Annotated in this window: 17 protein-coding genes and 1 pseudogene; 7 read left to right on the top strand and 11 right to left on the bottom strand. The window is 70.3% G+C overall.

The window, feature by feature from the left end; translation table 11 throughout:
- Positions 1–38 precede the first annotated feature (38 nt).
- Positions 39–560, top strand: a complete 522-nt coding sequence (locus EAO78_RS10005) for a DUF7858 family protein (RefSeq protein ID WP_122105697.1) — start codon at positions 39–41, stop codon at positions 558–560.
- Between the two features lie 18 nt (positions 561–578).
- On the opposite strand, the gene EAO78_RS10000 is transcribed toward EAO78_RS10005, so the two are convergent.
- The 3 genes from EAO78_RS10000 to EAO78_RS09990 form a co-directional block, all read right to left on the bottom strand.
- The gene (locus tag EAO78_RS10000; protein ID WP_122105696.1) at positions 579–1,373 is read right to left on the bottom strand and encodes an AAA family ATPase; all 795 of its coding nucleotides are present in this window, start codon (positions 1,371–1,373) and stop codon (positions 579–581) included.
- A 63-nt stretch (positions 1,374–1,436) separates the two neighbouring features.
- Positions 1,437–1,856, bottom strand: a complete 420-nt coding sequence (locus tag EAO78_RS09995; protein WP_122105695.1) for an HIT family protein — start codon at positions 1,854–1,856, stop codon at positions 1,437–1,439.
- An 87-nt stretch (positions 1,857–1,943) separates the two neighbouring features.
- The gene (locus EAO78_RS09990) at positions 1,944–2,225 is read right to left on the bottom strand and encodes a DUF7538 family protein (RefSeq protein WP_122105694.1); all 282 of its coding nucleotides are present in this window, start codon (positions 2,223–2,225) and stop codon (positions 1,944–1,946) included.
- A gap of 140 nt (positions 2,226–2,365) precedes the next feature.
- On the opposite strand from EAO78_RS09990, the gene rnz reads away from it, so the two are divergent.
- Both rnz and EAO78_RS09980 read left to right on the top strand, forming a co-directional pair.
- Positions 2,366–3,298: a ribonuclease Z gene (gene rnz, locus EAO78_RS09985; protein ID WP_122105693.1), complete on the top strand. Its 933-nt coding sequence runs from the start codon at positions 2,366–2,368 to the stop codon at positions 3,296–3,298.
- Between the two features lie 79 nt (positions 3,299–3,377).
- Entirely contained in the window at positions 3,378–5,324 is a 1,947-nt protein-coding gene (locus EAO78_RS09980; protein ID WP_122105692.1) for an ABC transporter ATP-binding protein, read from the top strand.
- A 49-nt stretch (positions 5,325–5,373) separates the two neighbouring features.
- Here EAO78_RS09980 and EAO78_RS09975 read toward each other — a convergent pair whose 3' ends face one another.
- Positions 5,374–5,697: a DUF5789 family protein gene (locus EAO78_RS09975; RefSeq protein ID WP_203227865.1), complete on the bottom strand. Its 324-nt coding sequence runs from the start codon at positions 5,695–5,697 to the stop codon at positions 5,374–5,376.
- A 137-nt stretch (positions 5,698–5,834) separates the two neighbouring features.
- On the opposite strand from EAO78_RS09975, the gene EAO78_RS09970 reads away from it, so the two are divergent.
- Positions 5,835–6,626: a creatininase family protein gene (locus tag EAO78_RS09970; RefSeq protein WP_122105691.1), complete on the top strand. Its 792-nt coding sequence runs from the start codon at positions 5,835–5,837 to the stop codon at positions 6,624–6,626.
- A 45-nt stretch (positions 6,627–6,671) separates the two neighbouring features.
- Here EAO78_RS09970 and EAO78_RS09965 read toward each other — a convergent pair whose 3' ends face one another.
- The 4 genes from EAO78_RS09965 to mdh form a co-directional block, all read right to left on the bottom strand.
- A complete protein-coding gene (locus tag EAO78_RS09965; RefSeq protein WP_122105690.1) occupies positions 6,672–6,956 on the bottom strand; it encodes a hypothetical protein in 285 nt (94 codons plus the stop codon).
- 141 nt (positions 6,957–7,097) lie between these two features.
- A complete protein-coding gene (locus tag EAO78_RS09960) occupies positions 7,098–7,499 on the bottom strand; it encodes a DUF5790 family protein (RefSeq protein ID WP_122105689.1) in 402 nt (133 codons plus the stop codon).
- Positions 7,500–7,602: 103 nt separating this feature from the next.
- Positions 7,603–7,764: a hypothetical protein gene (locus EAO78_RS18175; RefSeq protein ID WP_203227861.1), complete on the bottom strand. Its 162-nt coding sequence runs from the start codon at positions 7,762–7,764 to the stop codon at positions 7,603–7,605.
- Between the two features lie 156 nt (positions 7,765–7,920).
- Positions 7,921–8,835, bottom strand: coding sequence for a malate dehydrogenase (mdh, locus tag EAO78_RS09955; protein ID WP_122105688.1), 915 nt, complete (start codon positions 8,833–8,835; stop codon positions 7,921–7,923).
- 102 nt (positions 8,836–8,937) lie between these two features.
- On the opposite strand from mdh, the gene EAO78_RS09950 reads away from it, so the two are divergent.
- The 3 genes and pseudogenes from EAO78_RS09950 (at position 8,938) to EAO78_RS09940 (ending at position 12,817) form a co-directional block, all read left to right on the top strand.
- Positions 8,938–9,531: a DUF7474 family protein gene (locus EAO78_RS09950; protein WP_122105687.1), complete on the top strand. Its 594-nt coding sequence runs from the start codon at positions 8,938–8,940 to the stop codon at positions 9,529–9,531.
- Positions 9,532–9,699: 168 nt separating this feature from the next.
- A pseudogene (locus EAO78_RS09945) lies at positions 9,700–10,981 on the top strand (MFS transporter).
- A gap of 72 nt (positions 10,982–11,053) precedes the next feature.
- Positions 11,054–12,817: a histidine kinase N-terminal 7TM domain-containing protein gene (locus EAO78_RS09940; protein WP_122105686.1), complete on the top strand. Its 1,764-nt coding sequence runs from the start codon at positions 11,054–11,056 to the stop codon at positions 12,815–12,817.
- Between the two features lie 57 nt (positions 12,818–12,874).
- Here the strand turns inward: EAO78_RS09940 and EAO78_RS09935 are convergent, their stop codons facing one another.
- The 3 genes from EAO78_RS09935 to EAO78_RS09925 form a co-directional block, all read right to left on the bottom strand.
- Positions 12,875–13,618: a DNA polymerase sliding clamp gene (locus EAO78_RS09935; RefSeq protein WP_122105685.1), complete on the bottom strand. Its 744-nt coding sequence runs from the start codon at positions 13,616–13,618 to the stop codon at positions 12,875–12,877.
- A gap of 139 nt (positions 13,619–13,757) precedes the next feature.
- Positions 13,758–15,137 (bottom strand): phosphoglucomutase/phosphomannomutase family protein, encoded by a 1,380-nt coding sequence (locus EAO78_RS09930; RefSeq protein WP_122105684.1) that lies wholly within the window; start codon positions 15,135–15,137, stop codon positions 13,758–13,760.
- A 558-nt stretch (positions 15,138–15,695) separates the two neighbouring features.
- On the bottom strand, positions 15,696–16,454 hold the full coding sequence (locus tag EAO78_RS09925) for a hypothetical protein (RefSeq protein WP_122105683.1): 759 nt from the start codon (positions 16,452–16,454) through the stop codon (positions 15,696–15,698).
- Positions 16,455–16,468 lie beyond the last annotated feature (14 nt).

The following is a 16,468-nucleotide window of genomic DNA, read 5'->3' as shown; positions in this document are numbered from 1 at the left end:
ACGGTGGTTTTATTTATGCAAACGCGAGATCGCTTGCCATGACGCTGTCGGAGATCGCGGAGGGGCTCGAGGTGACCGCCAACCAGTGCGACCGGGGCGTCGCCGTCGCCGACGACACGGAGACGCCGCTGGCGGAGCGCCTGCGCGCACACGCCGACGAGTTGCCGTGTACCCCGGAGGCGACCGCGACGCTGGTCGACGCGTACACGGCCGGCCGGAGCGTCGGCGACGCCGCCGCGGACGCCGGCGTCGCCCCCATGACCGCCGCCAAGGCGCTCCACCGCTGTGGCGTCTCGGGCGTCCGCCCGCTCGCGCCGACTCGTCGGGGGATCGTCCGCGACTGGCTCGACGGCCGGATCGCCCGCACCGAGGCGGTGACGCTGGTCGGCGGCGACGACGCGGACTTCGCGCTCGCGACCTACGTCGAGACGCACGATCCGCTCCCGGCGATCGCCGACGTGGTGGAGGCGAAGATCGCGGGGTCGACGCCGCTCGGGTCCGGTCTCGGCGCGGACGACCCCCTCGGCGACGCGCTGGGGTCGCCCGACGCCCTCCGCTGATCGGAACGGCGACGCCGGCTATCCTCTCATTCGTTCGATCAGTCCCGCCTCCAAGAGGTCGACCTCGAGCGTCGTATCGAAGAGCCGCGCGTACGCGTCGGCGACCGCCCGCGGGTATGCGCCGTCGCCGGTCGCCGCGACGGGTGCGGCCGTCACGCTCGGGTCCGTCTCCGGGAGAGCCACGTCGGCGTCGCGTGACACGTCGGCGTCGTCGGTCCCCGTATCGAACCCGCGAGACACCGCGACGGTGGCGTCGACGCTCGCACTCACGTCCGCGATCCGGCCGTGGAGTCGCTGGAGGGCGTCACGACCGTGCGGGGTCGCGGGGTGGACCGCGGCGACGCCGTCGGCCACCGTGACCGCCGCGACCGCCTCGTTCGACGCCACCGGCGACGCGTCGACGATCACCGCGTCGTAGGCGGTCGCCGCCTCGTCGATCCGCCGTTCGAGCTTGCGCGCCGCCTCGGACGTCTTCGCGCGGGCGACCCGCTCGAACGGAGCCCGGGCGGGGACGACGTCGGCACGTCCCGGAAGGGACTGGGCGTCCGCCTCCCGACCGTCCGATCGACCGCCGACCGCGATCGGGTACGTCGCCGCCGACAGCGACGCGCCGGCCTCGTCGGTCAGGAGCGTCGTGAGGTCGGTCCCGATACGGCCGTGAACGTACTCGGAGAGTCCCTGCGTCGCGTACGCGGCGTCGATCACCGCCACGTCCCGACCGCCGCGTGCCCCGATCGTGGCCAGCTCGACGGCAGTCCGCGTCGTCCCCGCGCCGCCGGCCGCTCCGACCAGCGCGAGCGTCGTCGCTTGCATGGGGGCTCCTCGCCGGTTCGGCGAATAATTCCTTCGAACGACGTCGACGGCGACGGTAGCCCCTCAGTCGGCGATCGCCGCCGCGATATCGTCGAGCTCGTCGTCCGAGAGGTCGGGGCGGGCCCCGCCGACCGCGTGGATCGGCGCGCCGCCGTCCCCCTCGAACCGCGGGATGACGTGCGCGTGGACGTGGGGCACCTCCTGACCGGCCGCCTCGCCGTCGTTGATCCCCACGTTCGCCGCGTCGGCGTCGACCGCCTCCTGGACGCGGGGGGTGAGCTCGGCGACCGCGTCGAAGAGCGCTCTGGTGCGGTCGACGTCGAGGTCGCCCACGCGTCCCGCGTGCGTCTTCGGGATCACGAGGGTGTGACCGCGCGCGAGCGGGTTGGCGTCGAGGAACGCCAGCACCTCGTCGGTCTCGTACACCGTCCGCGCCGGGATCTCGCCGGCGACGATCGAACAGAAGATACAGTCGTCGGACATACGCGACGGGTCGACGCCGCGACGTATCAAGGTTTCCCGGACGACGCGGCGAGGGCGGATCGGTCGGTGACCGCCACCTCGCGCCGATCAGACGCTCCGTCGTTCCACGCCCGGGTCGACGCCGGCGGCGTCGAGGTCCTCCCGGATCCGCCGGCGGAGCGGGTCCGGGACCGACTCGCGCGGGACCGGGGCGGCGGTCTCCTCCCCTTCGTCCCCGCCGCCCGGAACGGTCCAGTAGAGGACGCGGTCGACGTCGGCGTAGAACTCCACGGCGAATCGGTCGCCGCCGCCGTCGTAGTGGACGCGGGCGGCAGTCCCCTCCGCGCGCCACCCCTCCTGGCGAACGAGCGCGGCGATCGAGTCGTACATACCCGGCCTCGGGGCGGCGGCCACATGTCGGTGTCGACCGCCCGTGGCGACGGGGCCGTCTCCCGCGCCGCCGATCGACGGTCATCCGTCCCGCGACCGCGGCTCGAAAGGAGTTTACCCCCGCCGACCGCAGGGCGGGTATGTCCCTTCGCGTCACGTTCCTCGGGACGGGCGGTGCCGTCCCGACCACCGAGCGCGCGCCGAGCGCCACCTTCGTCAACCGCGAGGGCGACCGCCTGCTGTTCGACTGCGGCGAGGGAACCCAACGCGGGATGATGCGGGCCGGCACCGGCTTCGGGATCGACCACCTGTTCGTCTCGCACCTCCACGGCGACCACGTCCTCGGGATCCCCGGGCTCGTCCAGACGCTGGGGTTCAACGACCGGACCGACCCGCTCCTCGTCCACTGCCCGCCCGGTACCGGCGACGACCTGCACGACCTCGTCCACGCGGTGGGCCACCAGCCGGGGTTCCCGGTCCGGATCGAGGCGGTCGCCCCCGGCGACGTCGCGCTCTCCGCCGACGGCTACGAGGTCCGGGCCTTCGAGACGACGCATCGAACCGTCTCACAGGGATACGTCCTCGAGGAGGCGGACCGCCCCGGCCGGTTCGACCGGCCGAGAGCCGAGGAGCTCGGCGTCCCGGTCGGCCCGGCGTTCGGCCGCCTTCACTCCGGAGAGTCCGTCGAACTCGAGGACGGCACCGTCGTCGAGTCCGATCAGGTCGTCGGCCCGCCGCGCCCCGGCCGGAAGCTCGTCTACACCGCCGACACCCGGCCGCGCGAGCGCACCGTCGAGGTCGCCGCGGACGCCGACCTCCTCGCCCACGACGCCACCTTCGCCGACGACATGGCCGACCGCGCCCGCGACACGGCCCACTCGACCGGCCGGGAGGCGGGCGACATCGCCGAGCGGGCCGGCGCGAAGCGGCTCGCGCTCGTTCACGTCTCCTCGCGGTACGCCGGCGACGCCTCCCCGATCCTGCGCGACGCCCGCGAGGCGTTCGACGGCGAGTGCCTCCTCCCCGACGACGGCGAGCTGCTCGAGGTCCCGTTTCCGGATCGGGACGAGTAGCGGCCGTTCTCTCCGGTTCGTATCGGCCCGGATCGATCCGAAGGAAACGCACTTGGCTCGTGGCCCGATAGGGTGAGTGATGAGTGGGGCCGAGTGGGACGAGGACGATCCGTTCGAGGAGCAGCGCGCCGAGGTCGAGAACCCGATGAAGCGGCTGTTCCTCGAGTACGGCCGGCCGTACCTCCCGCAGGTGAGCGTCGGGATCCTCGCCAGCGTCTTCGCGCGGCTGCTCGATCTCCTCCCGCCGCTCATGCTGGGGATCGCCATCGACGCCGTCTTCTACGAGGACGCGCCCTTCAGCGAGCAGATCCCGCTCGTCCTCCTCCCGGACGCGTGGCTCCCGACGGGGCGGACCGAACAGTTCTGGTTCACGGTCGCCGTCATCGGCGGCGCCTTCGCGCTCGGCGCGGCGTTCCACTGGATCCGCAACTGGGGGTTCAACGCGTTCGCCCAACACATCCAACACGACGTCCGGACCGACACCTACGACCGAATGCAGCGGCTGAACATGGAGTTCTTCTCGGACAAGCAGACCGGCGAGATGATGTCGATCCTCTCGAACGACGTGAACCGGCTCGAGCGGTTCCTGAACGACGGCATGAACTCGCTGTTTCGGCTCTCCGTGATGGTCGTCGGGATCGGTGGCCTCCTGGTGTGGATCAACTGGCAACTCGCCCTCGTCGCGCTCCTGCCCGTCCCGATCATCGCGGGGTTCACGTACGTCTTCATCCGGACGATCCAGCCGAAGTACGCCGCGGTTCGCTCCTCGGTCGGGAAGATGAACTCCCGGCTGGAGAACAACCTCGGCGGCATCCAGGTGATCAAGTCCGCGAACACGGAGCCGTACGAGTCCGACCGCGTCGACGACGTCTCGATGGAGTACTTCGACGCCAACTGGGGCGCGATCCGGACCCGGATCAAGTTCTTCCCGGCGCTGCGGGTGCTCGCGGGCATCGGCTTCGTGTTCACCTTCGTCGTCGGCGGCCTCTGGGTGTTCCAGGGGGCCGCGCCCGGCCCGTTCTCCGGCGACCTCTCCGTCGGGATGTTCGTCGTGTTCATCCTCTACACCCAGCGGTTCATCTGGCCGATGGCGCAGTTCGGACAGATAATCAACATGTATCAGCGGGCCCGGGCCTCCTCCGAGCGGATCTTCGGACTGATGGACGAGCCCTCGAAGCTCGAGCAGGACGCGGACGCTCCGGACCTCGTCGTCGAGGAGGGCGAGGTGGTCTACGACGGCGTCACCTTCGGCTACGACGACGAGCCGATAGTCCGGGACGTCGACTTCGCCGTCGAGGGCGGCGAGACGCTCGCGCTCGTCGGGCCGACGGGGGCCGGGAAGTCGACCGTCCTCAAGCTGTTGCTCCGGATGTACGACGTCGACGAGGGGTCGATCCGGATCGACGGCCAGGACGTCGGCGAGGTCACGCTGCGGTCGTTACGCCGGTCGATCGGCTACGTCGGCCAGTCCTCGTACCTGTTCTACGGCACCGTCCGCGAGAACATCACCTACGGGGCCTTCGAGGCGACCGACGAGGAGGTCCGCGAGGCCGCGAGGGCCGCGGAGGCACACGCGTTCATCGAGAACCTCCCTGACGGCTACGACACGATGGTCGGCGAACGCGGCGTGAAGCTCTCCGGCGGCCAGCGTCAGCGGGTCACCATCGCCCGCGCGGTGCTCAAGGACCCGGACGTCCTCGTCCTCGACGAGGCCACCTCGGACGTGGACACGGAGACCGAGATGCTGATCCAGCGGTCGATAGACCGGCTCACCGCTGACCGGACGACGTTCGCGATCGCCCACCGGCTCTCGACGATCAAGGACGCCGACACCATCCTGGTGTTGGAGGACGGCGAGGTCGTCGAGCGGGGCACCCACGACGAGCTGCTGGAGAACGGCGGCCTGTACGCGCATCTCTGGGGCGTTCAAGCGGGAGAGATCGACGAGTTGCCCCAGGAGTTCATCGACCGCGCCCAGGAGCGGACCGCGCGCGTGCTCGAGGACGCCGAGGGCGACGACGACTAGCGGACGATCGCCGACCGGGCGGGCGACCGGCGGCCGACCCGGATCGGCCTCACGGCGACAGCGAACTCCAGTCGTCGGTCTCGATCCCCACGTCGTTCTCGTCCGGGTCGATCAGGTTTCCGGCCCCGTCGACCCCGACCACGCCGAGGATCGCGTCCCGGACCTGGCGCGGCTCGCGGAACGACGCCACGTCGGCGCGGCGTAACACCTCCTCCAGCCGGTCCGTGCCGTCGGCGTGTTCGAGCTCGAACCCGCCGTACTGCTCTATCAGTTCCTCCTTCGTCACCGGGTAGGCGTGCTCGCGAAGCGCCGGCTTCAGCGGGCCGAAGACCACGCCGTAGACGGCCTGCGAGGCGGCTTCGTCGTCGGTCATACCGCCCGATCCACGCCCGACGAATTAAGTACCGGGGACGAACCGGAGGGAGGCCGGGGCGTATCCGGACGGGAAGCGGGCCCCGAGCCGGTGGACCCGACCGTCGACTATACGGGGCCGGTCGACGCAGGGGAGGTATGCGACTCGCGGACGCAACCTGGACGGACGTGCGTGACGCCGACGTGGACGTGGCGCTGCTCCCGGTCGGCAGCACCGAACAGCACGGCCCCCACGCGCCGCTCGGCACCGACACGCTGAACGCGGTCGCCGTCGCCGAGGCGGCCGCGGCCGCGTACGACGCGGAGCCGCGGACGGGCGTCGCCGACGCCGTCTCCCGCGGCGAGGCGCTCGTCGGCCCCCCGATCCCCGTGGGCGTCGCCGAGGAGCACTGCGCGTTCGACGGGACGATGTGGGTGACGCCGGACACCTTCCGGTCGTACGTCCGGGAGGCGGCCGCCTCGCTTCCGGTACACGGCGTCGACCGCGTCGTGTTCGTGAACGGCCACGGCGGGAACGTCGAGGCGCTCGCGGAGGTCGCCCGCCGCTTCTCGCGGGATCCCGCACACGACGGCTACGGCGTGGCGTTCACCTGGTTCGGGGCGGTCGGCGAGCACGCGAGCGACATGGGCCACGCGGGACCGCTGGAGACGGCGCTTCTGCGCGCGACGACCCCCGATCTCGTCCGGGAGGACCGGGTCGAGTCCGCCCGCGACGGGGGGGTCGACCGCTGGGGCGAGTGGGTCTCCGGCGTGAACCTCGCGCACGACTCGGACGAGTTCACCGACAACGGCGTCGTCGGCGACCCGACCGCGGGCGACGCGGAGCGCGGTCTGGAGCTGCTCGACCGCGCGGGCGACGCGCTCGCCGAGCTGGCGCGGGCCGTCGCGGACCGGAAGGTCGCGGACCGCGACGTCGACGCCGACCGCTGACGCGTCCCCGACCGCGAAGCGACGGAACGATCCCGTCGAGGCCGGTCAGATCACGTCGGCGGGGTCGTGTGCGTCCCGCATCCGTCTCGCCTCCGTGGCGTACCGTTCTCGAAGTTCGGAGTCGTCGACGGACCCGAGTTCCCCCGGGCCGGCCTCGACGGCCGCCGTGGTGTCCCGGACGTCGGAGAAGGACGTGAGCGCACGCTCCTTCCGGAAGTACCGCTCCCCGTCGGGCGTGGCGTACGTGAGGATCACCACGTTCTGTTCGTCGTCGGAGTAGGTCCGTTCGACCAGCCAGACGCGGACGGCCTCCGTGGTGGGTTCCGCCATGTCCGGAACTTCGGCCGCACGGAACATAAATCGGTGAGCGCGTTCCCGTTCGAGGGGACGGGGCGAGTCGAAGACGGAGAACGAACCGGGACGGGGGATCGGATGCGACCGATCGGAGAGCGGAGGACCGAGCGTGGAAGGCTACTCCCCGTCGTCCGCGGCGTCCTGGAGCGCGCCGCGGATCGCGGGGATCGTCCCGGTGAGCGAGGCGACCTCCTCGGCCGCCGACTCGATGTCGCCCACGAGCGACTCCAGGTCGGCGATCTCGCTCTCGAGGTCGTCGGCGTCCTCGAAGGCGTCGGCGCGCTCGCCGAGGACGTACGCCTTCTTCGCCGACCGAACGTGGTCGACCGCGTCGCCGACGTCGAGTGCCGACTTGAGCCCGTTGAGCGCGCCGAGCACGTTCTCGGCGTCCGTCACCCACACGTCGTCGGGGTCGGGCAGCTCCTCGCGGGCGGCCGCGAGGTGCTCTTCGACCTCCGCGCGGGTCTCGGCCGCGGCCTCCCCGAACAGGTCGTCGTCGTCGAACGTGGACTGACTCATGCGGGGACCGTCGTGCCGACGCGGTTTATATTCGAGCCCGAAAGCGAAAGTGAAATTCGCCGATCGCGGCCCTCTTGACGGGATCGACGGTGGCGGGAGCCGATCAGATCCGGCCGAGGAGTTCGACGGTCACGAGAAGGATCGCGACCAACAGGAACCCGGCGAGGACCGCGAGCGTCCGGAGCCACGGGAGCACGGCATCGGCGTCCGGCGTCGCCGCGATGAGGGGGCGGTGCTTCCGGGAGTCCGGATCCGACGCGCTCATGGTCGGTTCTCGAGGGGGCGAGCACATGAACTCGACTATGAGGGAACCGTCCGGTATCGGAGGGGTCGGAAGCGATACGGGGAGGTTCGTATGGATACGGAACGCTACGGATCGGTACGGAACGGATCGGTACGGACGCCGGTGACGCCGCGTCGCCTACGCGATCCTCTCGTACTGCTCGGAGAGCTTCTCGGCGGCGGCGTCGAGCAGGTCGGCTTCGTACTCGTCGAGGTCCCACTCGATCACCTCCTCGACGCCGTTCGAACCGAGCTTCGCCGGCACGCCGAGGGCGGTGTCGTCGTACCCGTACTCGCCGTCGAGCACGACCGAGCAGGGGAGCACCTCGCCGGTGTCGTTCAGGATCGCCTCGACAGTGTGGGCCACGCCGGTGGCGGGACCCCACTGGGTCGCGCCCTTCCGGCTGATCACGTCCATCGCGGACTCCTGGAGGTCCGCGAGGATCTCCTCCCGCTCGTCGGCGTCGAACTCGGGGTCGCTGCCGTTCACGCGCACCTTCGAGAAGACCGGGGCCTGCGCGTCGCCGTGCTCGCCGAGGATCGTCGCCTCGACGTTCCTGACGGGCGCGTCGAAGCGCTCGGAGAGGACGTACCGGAAGCGCGCGGAGTCGAGCCGGCCGCCGAAGCCGACCACCTGACCCCGGTCGCGGTCGCCCGCCTCGTACAGGTGTCGGTTGAGGAGGTCGACCGGGTTCGAGGTCGTGACGGTGACGAAGTCGTCGTTGTGCTCGGAAAGCGAGGATCCGATGTCCTCCATGATCGGGGCGTTGTCGCCGGCCAGGTCGATCCGGGTCTGCCCCTCCTGTCGGGGGATCCCGGCCGTGATCACGACGACGTCGGAGCCGGCGGTGTCCTCGTACTCGCCCTGCCTGACCGTCGTGTTCGAGTCGTAGGCGACCCCGTGGTTCGTGTCGGCCGCCTGGCCGATAGTCGTCTCGCGCTGGTCCGGGATGTCGACGAAGACGAGCTCGTCGACCACGTCGCGCAGTGCGAGGTTGTAGCCGGCCGCGGCTCCCACGGTCCCCGCCGCGCCGATCACGCTGACTTTGGTCATGTCACCTGATACCGCGGGCGGGCGGCGAGTAAACGTTTCGGAAGGGAGGAATCGACGGGGCGTCGCGAAAACCCTAACTTCGGCGGCCGCACACGGCCACTCGTGCCGACGTTCCGCTACCCGTGTCCCGGCTGCCGGACGACAAACAGCCTCCACGACGCCGACTGCGACTTCGAGGGCGTGAGCTGGCCCACCGTCGAGAAGGCGTACACGGACCTCCTGTCCGTCCTCACCGCGGAGCCCGACGGCCTGCCGGAGGCGGCCCTCCGCGAGGCGGTCGACGACGAGTGGGGCGGGCTCCACAAGGCCGCGCTGGGCGCGCTCGAACGCGAGCAGCGGGTCGTCCGCGAGGACGACGATCTCAGACTGCTCACCGCCGCGGAGTTCAAGGAGCTCGTCTCGGAGCCGACCCGCGAGCCGATGCGGACCGTCTACGAGCGCGGCTCCGTTCCCGGCTGTCACGACAACGCCGTCTTCGCGATGGTCGCGTGGTACGAGATGGTGGGCCTCTCCTGGCCGGAGACCAAGGAGAACGTCGTCGAGTGGCTCCACACCTCCGGCGCGTGGGACCGCGGCGGCTTCGAGGAGTCCTCGCCGGAGGAGCTCGTCGAGGCGAAACGCCACGTGTACGACGCGGGATACGGCTGGAAGGAGAAGGGGCAGGCGGCGAAACGCGTCATCGAACGGCACGGGTGACGCCCGCCCGTTTAACACCGGGGAGGACGTCTCACGACCGTGACACACCCCGAGGCGGGGGCGGCATCGATCGGCGGCGACGGGTCGGGTGACGAGGGACTCGACGGCGAGGAGCCCGGCGACGGGCCCGCGACGACGACCTCGTCCGGGGACGACCCGAACCACGGCGTGGCCGACCCGCGCCGTGCGCTGGCCGTCGTGATCGGCGTCGTGTTCATCGACCTCGTCGGCTTCGGGATCGTGATCCCGATCCTCCCCTTCTACGTGCGCTCGTTCGGCGTCAGCGACGCGTACATCGGGCTGCTGGCGGCGTCGTACTCGCTCGCACAGTTCCTCGCCGCGCCCGCGCTCGGCCGACTCTCCGACCGGATCGGTCGCCGGCCCGTCCTGCTCGCGTCGCTTTCGACCGCCGGGGTCGCGTGGGTCGCGTTCGGCTACGCGGGCGAGTCGGGCGCGCGGTTCGGGACGACGGCCGCGCTCGCGACGCTCTTCGCCTCCCGTGGACTCGCGGGAGCGATGGGGGGCAACATCGCGGCCGCACAGGCGTACGTCGCCGACATCACCCCGCGCGACCGACGGGCCGGCGCGCTCGGGCTGGTCGGGGCGTCGTTCGCGCTCGGCTTCGTGTTCGGCCCGGCCATCGGCGGGCTCCTCGCCGCCGACCCGGTCGTGGCCCGCGCCGACGCGCTCTTCCCGGGGTTCGTCCCGGCGACTCCGTACTCGCTCCCGAGCTTCGCCGCCGCCGGGATGAGCTTCCTCGCGGTCGGCGTCGGCGCCCTCCTCCTGGAGGAGCCGAACCGGGACCGGTCCCGGGACCGACGGACGACCGCGATCGGCCAGTTCCGCGACGCGCTCGGCTCCGTGACCCTCCGACCGCTCACGCTGGCGTACTTCGTCGTCGCCGTCGCGTTCGCCGGCGTTCAGGTGATGTTCATCCCGTACGTCGCCGACCGGTTCGGGTACGACGCGACCGCCGCCGCGTTCCTGCTCACCTACGTCGGCGTCCTCGGCGCGGTGAATCAGGGCGTCCTCGTCGGGCGACTCTCCCGGATCGTTCCCTCGCGGACGCTCGTGGCCGGCGGCGCGGGGGTCCTCGCCTGTGCGCTCGCCGCGCTCCCGGCGACCGCCGGGGTCGGTCGCGGGGTCGACCTCGGCGGTCCGGCGTGGTTCACGGCCCCGCTCGTCGCCCTGCTCGTCGCCCTTGCGGCGCTGTCGCTCGGGAACGCCCTCGTGAACGTCTCGCTTGCGACGCTGGTCTCGACGTCGACCGACGACGCGGGACAGGGCGCCGCGTTCGGCGTCACACAGGGGGGCGGCGAGCCTCGGACGGACCGTCGGTCCGCCGGTGATGGCCGTCCTCTACACGGTCGCCGTCGCGTCGCCGTTCCTCGCGGGGGCGGCGCTTCTGGTCCCGGTCGCCGTCGCGTTCGGGCGTCGGATCGGCGAGTGAGGACGCCGAGCCGGCGGACGAGGGGGAGCTACACGACAGCTTTAGGCCACGCGTCTCCGTCGTACCGGGCGTATGGTCCTCCTCGACGCCGTCCCCGCGTGGCTCCTCTCCGCGTGGCCGGCCGTCCCCGCGTGGCCCGCCGTCGGGTCGATCGCCGGCGGGATCGGTGCGCTCGGGCTCGCGTGGGCGATCCGTCGTCACCGCGGCCGGCCGGGCGTCGACTGGTTCCTCGGCGTGTTCGCGGCGCAGGCGACGTGGTGTCTCTCCTACGGCGTCGGCCTGCTCGTCGACGACCCGACGCTCCGGGTCGTCCTGGAGGCGACGACGTGGCTCGGAGTCGTCTGGACGGGGATCGCCTTCCTCGGGTTCGCGCTCGAGTACACGGGACGCAGCGACGTGGTCCGGAGCCGCCCCTTCGCCGTGGTCGTCGGGTTCGGCCTCCTCTCGACGGTCGGCCTCGCGACGAACCCCCTCCACGGCGCGTTCTGGACGGGGTTCCGGTTCGACCCGGTCTTCGACGTGTCGACCGTCTCGTACGCGCTCGGCCCGTGGGCGTACCTCGTCGTCGCGGTGGAGACGGTCCTCGTCGCCAGCGCGGTCTTCCTGCTCGTGGACACGCTGCTCAGCTACGGCCCCCTCTACCGGCGCGAGAGCGCGGCGGTGGCGTTGAGTTCGCTCCCGCCGGGGTTCGCGCTCGTCGCCTGGACGCTCGGAGTGGGACCGGTGCCGCAGCTCCAGCTCGCGCCCCTCATGTTCGTCCCGCACGTGCTGCTCGACGCGTACGCGTTCAACCGCGCGGAGATGTTCGACCGGAACCCGACCACCAGTCGCGCCGCCGAGCGCACGGCGATCGACGACCTCGCCGACCCCATCGTGGCGCTCGCGCTCGACCATCGGATCGTCCGGCTCAACCCCGCCGCCGGGACGCTCCTCGGCGTCGACGCCGCGGCCGCCCGTGACCGACCGCTCTCGGCGTTCCTCGACGTGCCGATAACCGTGGACGAGGACGACGAGATAACGGTCAACACCGGCGGTCGCCGCCGCACCTACGCGGTGTCGACGTCACGGCTGACCGACCCGAACGGCACCCACGTCGGGTATACCGTCGTCCTCTCGGACGTCACCGAGCGCGAACGCCGCCGCCAACAGCTGGAGGTGCTCAACCGGGTACTCCGACACAACCTCCGCAACGACGCCGGACTCGTCCACGGCTACGGCGAACTACTCGTCGAGCAGCTCGACGACCCCGAACTCGTCCGAATGGCCGACGCGATCGAGCGACGCTCGGGGGCGCTTGCCGCGCTCGGCGAGAAGGCCGGCACCGTCGAGTCGCTGCTGGCCGACGCCGACCCCGTCGAAATCGACGTGGCCGAAGCCGTCGAGGAGGTCGTCGACGAAGCCCGCGAGCGCGACCCGGACGCGACCGTCGACCTCACGATCGACGTCGGGGAGGAGAGTGAGAACGAATCGACCGCCCGACTCAGGCCCGACGCCCTCCGGGCGGTCGTCGAGAACACCGTCGAGAACGCGATCGAGCACCACGACGGCGCGGGAACGGAGCGGGAGGACGGCGGCGCGTGGGTTCAGGTGACCCTTCGACGTGAGGGCGCCCACCGATTCGTCCTCGTCGTCGAGGACGACGGTTCCGGGATCCCCGACCACGAGGTGAGCGCGGTCGAGTCCGGCCAGGAGACCGCGCTCGAACACGGCTCCGGGCTCGGGCTGTGGGTCGTCGAGTGGGGCGCCGGCGCGCTCGGAGCCGACGTGGCGTACGCCGACCGCGAGCCGCGCGGGACGCGGGTGACGGTGCGGATACCGGTCGGGGACGGAAGGTGAGACGGTCGAGAAGCGGAAGGGGAGAAGAGAGGTCCGAATCCGTCGTTTTCGAGGGCTTCAGTCGCTCTGAATGCGAGGGGCCAACATGTACGTCACTTGACCCAACCCCTCGCCGAAGGCGTAGTGGAGCTTGACGGGGAACTCCTCGCCGAGCTCGACGGTGACCTCGGCGTCGCCGGGGATCGCCTTGTTCATGTCCTTGAGGTAGTCGAGGCTGAAGAGCGAGTCCGCGGGCCCGGCGGTGAGCGCGATGAGGTCCTCGCGGGCGAGTTCCAGGTCGACGTCGTCGGTGTCGCCCTCGGCCTCGATGAGGAACGTCTCCGCGGTCTCGTCGACGCGAAGCCGGATGTGGTCCGAGACCATGTCGGCGGCCTTCACGCCGCGGTCGAGCTGTGCCCCCTCGACGACGATCTCGGCGGGGAGGTCCAGGTCGGGGATGTCCGGCTCCTGGCGGATGGAGTCGGGGTCGATGAGCGCGAGCGTGTACGAGAGCCCGTCGGTCTCGATGTGGAGCTTGCGGGTCTCCTCGTCGAGTTCGAGGTGGATCAGGTCGCCGGAGTTGGCCATGCCGGCGATGTCCTCGAGGCGGGCGAGGTTGACGCCGATGACGCCGCCGTCGGCCTCGTAGGACTCGAACGCGGCGGCCTCGAGGGTGAGATCGACCATGCCGACGTTCGCGGGGTCGACCGCGCGGATCGAGAGCGCCTCCTCGTTCAGGCGGATCTTACACTCGTCGACCAGCACGCTCACCGAATCGAGCGCGTCCTGCAGCGTCGACGCGCTCACGATGGCCTTGAACATATACGCTCGACTAGGGTGGTATCCCCTAAAAAGCCACCCAATCGGAGCGCGTCCGGACGGCACGGTCGGGCCGTGTGACCGGGCGTGTTGAGGTCATACGAGCGGACGTGTCAGGCTCACGCGAACGGACGCGCCCGACTCACACGAGCGGCTCGACGAGCTCCCGTCCCTCCGCCAGCAGCGACTCGACGCGGTCGTCGCTGTCGGCCTCCGCGTACACCCGCAGCTTCGGCTCGGTCCCCGAGGGGCGGACGAGCAACCAGGAGCCGTTCGCCAGGAGGAGCTTGAACCCGTCGAGGGTGACGACCTCCGCGACCGCGTGGCCGTCGACGGACTCGGGGATGTGGTCCTCAAGCTCGTCGAGGACGCCCGCCTTCCGGTCGTCCGGGCAGTCGAGCGAGACCTTTCCGGCGGCGATCCGGCCGTGTTCGTCGAGCAGGCGGTCGACGCGGGCGTCGAACGGCTCCGCGTCGGCGGCGTCGGCCGCGAGCAGCGCCATCAACACGCCGTCCTTCTCGCGGACGTGCCCGCGCACGGAGAACCCGCCGGACTCCTCGCCGCCGAACAGCGCGTCGTGTTCGCCCATCGCCTCGGCGACCCACTTGAATCCGACCGGCGTCTCGTACACCTCCTCGCCGTGCGCCTCCGCGATCCGGTCGACGAGGAACGTCGTCGAGACGGTCCGGACCGCCGGACCCGAGTCGGTCTCCAGCAGGCGGTCGTAACAGGCGGCATAAAACAGGTTGGCGTCGAGCACGCCGCGTTCGGGCGTCACCACCGCGACCCGGTCGGAGTCGCCGTCGTTGGCGACGCCGAGGTCGATGTCGTTTCCGGGGTCAGTGACGAGGTCGGCGAGGTCCTCGAGGTGTTCCGCGCTGGGTTCGGGGGACTCGCCGCCGAACGTGGGATCCCGGTCACAGCGGAGACGGCGCACCTCCGCACCGGCGGACTCCAGCAGGGCGTCGGTCACGCCGCGGCCGCTGCCGTGCATCGCGTCGTACGCGACCGTGAGCCCGTCGAGGTCGGCGTCGACGAGGTCGCGGGCCGCCTCCGCGTGCGGAGTCACGAAGTCGTGTCGCCGGACCTCCCCGCGTTCGTTCTCGGGCAGGAGGTCCGGCTCCGCGAGCCGCGAGACGACGTCCTCGGTCACGTCGGGCAGCGCGGGTGCGCCGTCGCTCGGGATGAACTTCACGCCGTTGTACTCCGGCGGGTTGTGGGAGGCGGTCACCATACACGCGCCCGCCAGCCCCTCGTCGACGATGCCGTAGGCGATCAGGGGAGTGGGGACGTCGCGTTCGGGGAGCAGAACGTCGAAGCCGTTGCCCGAGAGCACCTCGGCGAGGCTCTCGGCGAACCCCTCCGAGGTCTCGCGGGCGTCGTACCCCACGGCGACCGGCTCGTCGTGGCCCGCCGCCTCGAGGTGGTCGGCGACCGCCTGTCCCACGATCCGCACCCGGTCGTCGGTGAAGACGTCGAGCGTCGCCCGCCAGCCGTCCGTGCCGAACGAGATCTGGTCCATGTTCGCTCCCTCGGCGGCCGGGACCATAACGTCCGGTGTCGCTCGCGAACCTTGCGCGGGCGAATCGGAGGCACGAGGGCGGACGGATCGGTCAACGCAGTTTACACACCGACTGATAGCGGTGGCGCGCCTCCGAGCGCCCAACGGGCGCGAGGAGCCCGCGAGGGAGCGGCGATCGAAGCGAAGCGGAGGGAGCCGCGAGGCTGGGGAGGTATGAGGTGCGGCTGCGGGGCAGTTGGGTGGGACTCAAAGGGACAGCCGGCTCCGGGAAGACGGCCGACGCAAGCACCGCGGGAGCGAACGCAGTGAGCGACGAGGACCACAGCGAGGCCCTCGACCGGAGCCGGCTGGGGCTTTGGAGGCGTTCTCCGTGATCGTGATCATCGCACCAGCAATGACCACCTTCTTATCACTTCGATTACTCACGAAACACCCGTACCACTAGCAGCCCTCAGTGTCCTGTTGTTTCGGTCGAACAACAGCCGAAGAGTAGGAATTCGACGAAATCGGATGGAATCCCCTTCCGCGCAGGCGACTCCGAGACCAACGAAACATTCGCTATCTATCCCTCAAATAATACACCGGGACCCCGACGGCGACGACCCCAACGATCAACACGCGAGACTGATGAACGGTGAGTACGTCTCCCATGTGAAGGTAGGGAACGGCGAGCGCGAAGAGGCCGATCAACGACCCGAAAACCGTGTCATGGGAGACGAATCCGTCTCCGTCGGGGTTCGGCGGTCTGATCGTGTTGTGGAAAAGAACGCCGGAAACCAACAACACCATCAGAGAGCTTAGAACCATGAGCGGCAGACCCGACAGGTCCCATCCGTCGCCGTGTCCCAAAGCGCCCGTCTGAAGCAGGTACGCCTCTCCGTCGTCCTCGATTATGGTATACAGTTCGTTTTCGTCGACGTTGTGACCCACGGCTCCGTATTCGAACTCTCCTGGAACGTCGGATGCGTAATACTCGTCGCAAACCACCGCCCAATCGTGACAGATCGTTATCGTGAACGGATCGCCTTCAGCCGACCTCGTTTCGTCGAAGACTTCCTTGGCAACGGGTGAGAGCTCGTCGTATCGGTACACGCTCGTCTCGTCCGTGACTTCGGCGTGGTCGATCGATTCGACGCTGTCTCCCCGTTCGACTATCTGATTGCTGTAGTATCCGGTGAGTCCCGTATCGCTATACGGTGACGAGATGGCTCCCGGATAGAAGAAGACGAGGCTTATCAGAGACACCGCGAGAGCGAGCCGGAGCAGACGACGCACGGTCACGTGATCCGATCGGTCGATGGAGGGCGGGACGTCCATGAACGGGCTTCGTC

Origin of the sequence: Halobellus captivus (genome assembly GCF_003697845.1) — an archaeon.
In the GTDB taxonomy this organism is placed as follows: Archaea; Halobacteriota; Halobacteria; order Halobacteriales; family Haloferacaceae; genus Halorubrum; species Halorubrum glutamatedens.
This window is presented reverse-complemented; position numbering and strand designations above follow the sequence as displayed.

What these genes read in the sequence shown, in the direction of transcription:
- EAO78_RS10005 (WP_122105697.1), top strand. Translation starts at nt 39, where the DNA reads ATGACGCTGTCGGAGATCGCGGAGGGGCTCGAGGTGACCGCCAACCAG.
- EAO78_RS10000 (WP_122105696.1), bottom strand. Translation starts at nt 1,373, where the DNA reads ATGCAAGCGACGACGCTCGCGCTGGTCGGAGCGGCCGGCGGCGCGGGG.
- EAO78_RS09995 (WP_122105695.1), bottom strand. Translation starts at nt 1,856, where the DNA reads ATGTCCGACGACTGTATCTTCTGTTCGATCGTCGCCGGCGAGATCCCG.
- EAO78_RS09990 (WP_122105694.1), bottom strand. Translation starts at nt 2,225, where the DNA reads ATGTACGACTCGATCGCCGCGCTCGTTCGCCAGGAGGGGTGGCGCGCG.
- rnz (WP_122105693.1), top strand. Translation starts at nt 2,366, where the DNA reads ATGTCCCTTCGCGTCACGTTCCTCGGGACGGGCGGTGCCGTCCCGACC.
- EAO78_RS09980 (WP_122105692.1), top strand. Translation starts at nt 3,378, where the DNA reads ATGAGTGGGGCCGAGTGGGACGAGGACGATCCGTTCGAGGAGCAGCGC.
- EAO78_RS09975 (WP_203227865.1), bottom strand. Translation starts at nt 5,697, where the DNA reads ATGACCGACGACGAAGCCGCCTCGCAGGCCGTCTACGGCGTGGTCTTC.
- EAO78_RS09970 (WP_122105691.1), top strand. Translation starts at nt 5,835, where the DNA reads ATGCGACTCGCGGACGCAACCTGGACGGACGTGCGTGACGCCGACGTG.
- EAO78_RS09965 (WP_122105690.1), bottom strand. Translation starts at nt 6,956, where the DNA reads ATGGCGGAACCCACCACGGAGGCCGTCCGCGTCTGGCTGGTCGAACGG.
- EAO78_RS09960 (WP_122105689.1), bottom strand. Translation starts at nt 7,499, where the DNA reads ATGAGTCAGTCCACGTTCGACGACGACGACCTGTTCGGGGAGGCCGCG.
- EAO78_RS18175 (WP_203227861.1), bottom strand. Translation starts at nt 7,764, where the DNA reads ATGAGCGCGTCGGATCCGGACTCCCGGAAGCACCGCCCCCTCATCGCG.
- mdh (WP_122105688.1), bottom strand. Translation starts at nt 8,835, where the DNA reads ATGACCAAAGTCAGCGTGATCGGCGCGGCGGGGACCGTGGGAGCCGCG.
- EAO78_RS09940 (WP_122105686.1), top strand. Translation starts at nt 11,054, where the DNA reads ATGGTCCTCCTCGACGCCGTCCCCGCGTGGCTCCTCTCCGCGTGGCCG.
- EAO78_RS09935 (WP_122105685.1), bottom strand. Translation starts at nt 13,618, where the DNA reads ATGTTCAAGGCCATCGTGAGCGCGTCGACGCTGCAGGACGCGCTCGAT.
- EAO78_RS09930 (WP_122105684.1), bottom strand. Translation starts at nt 15,137, where the DNA reads ATGGACCAGATCTCGTTCGGCACGGACGGCTGGCGGGCGACGCTCGAC.
- EAO78_RS09925 (WP_122105683.1), bottom strand. Translation starts at nt 16,454, where the DNA reads ATGGACGTCCCGCCCTCCATCGACCGATCGGATCACGTGACCGTGCGT.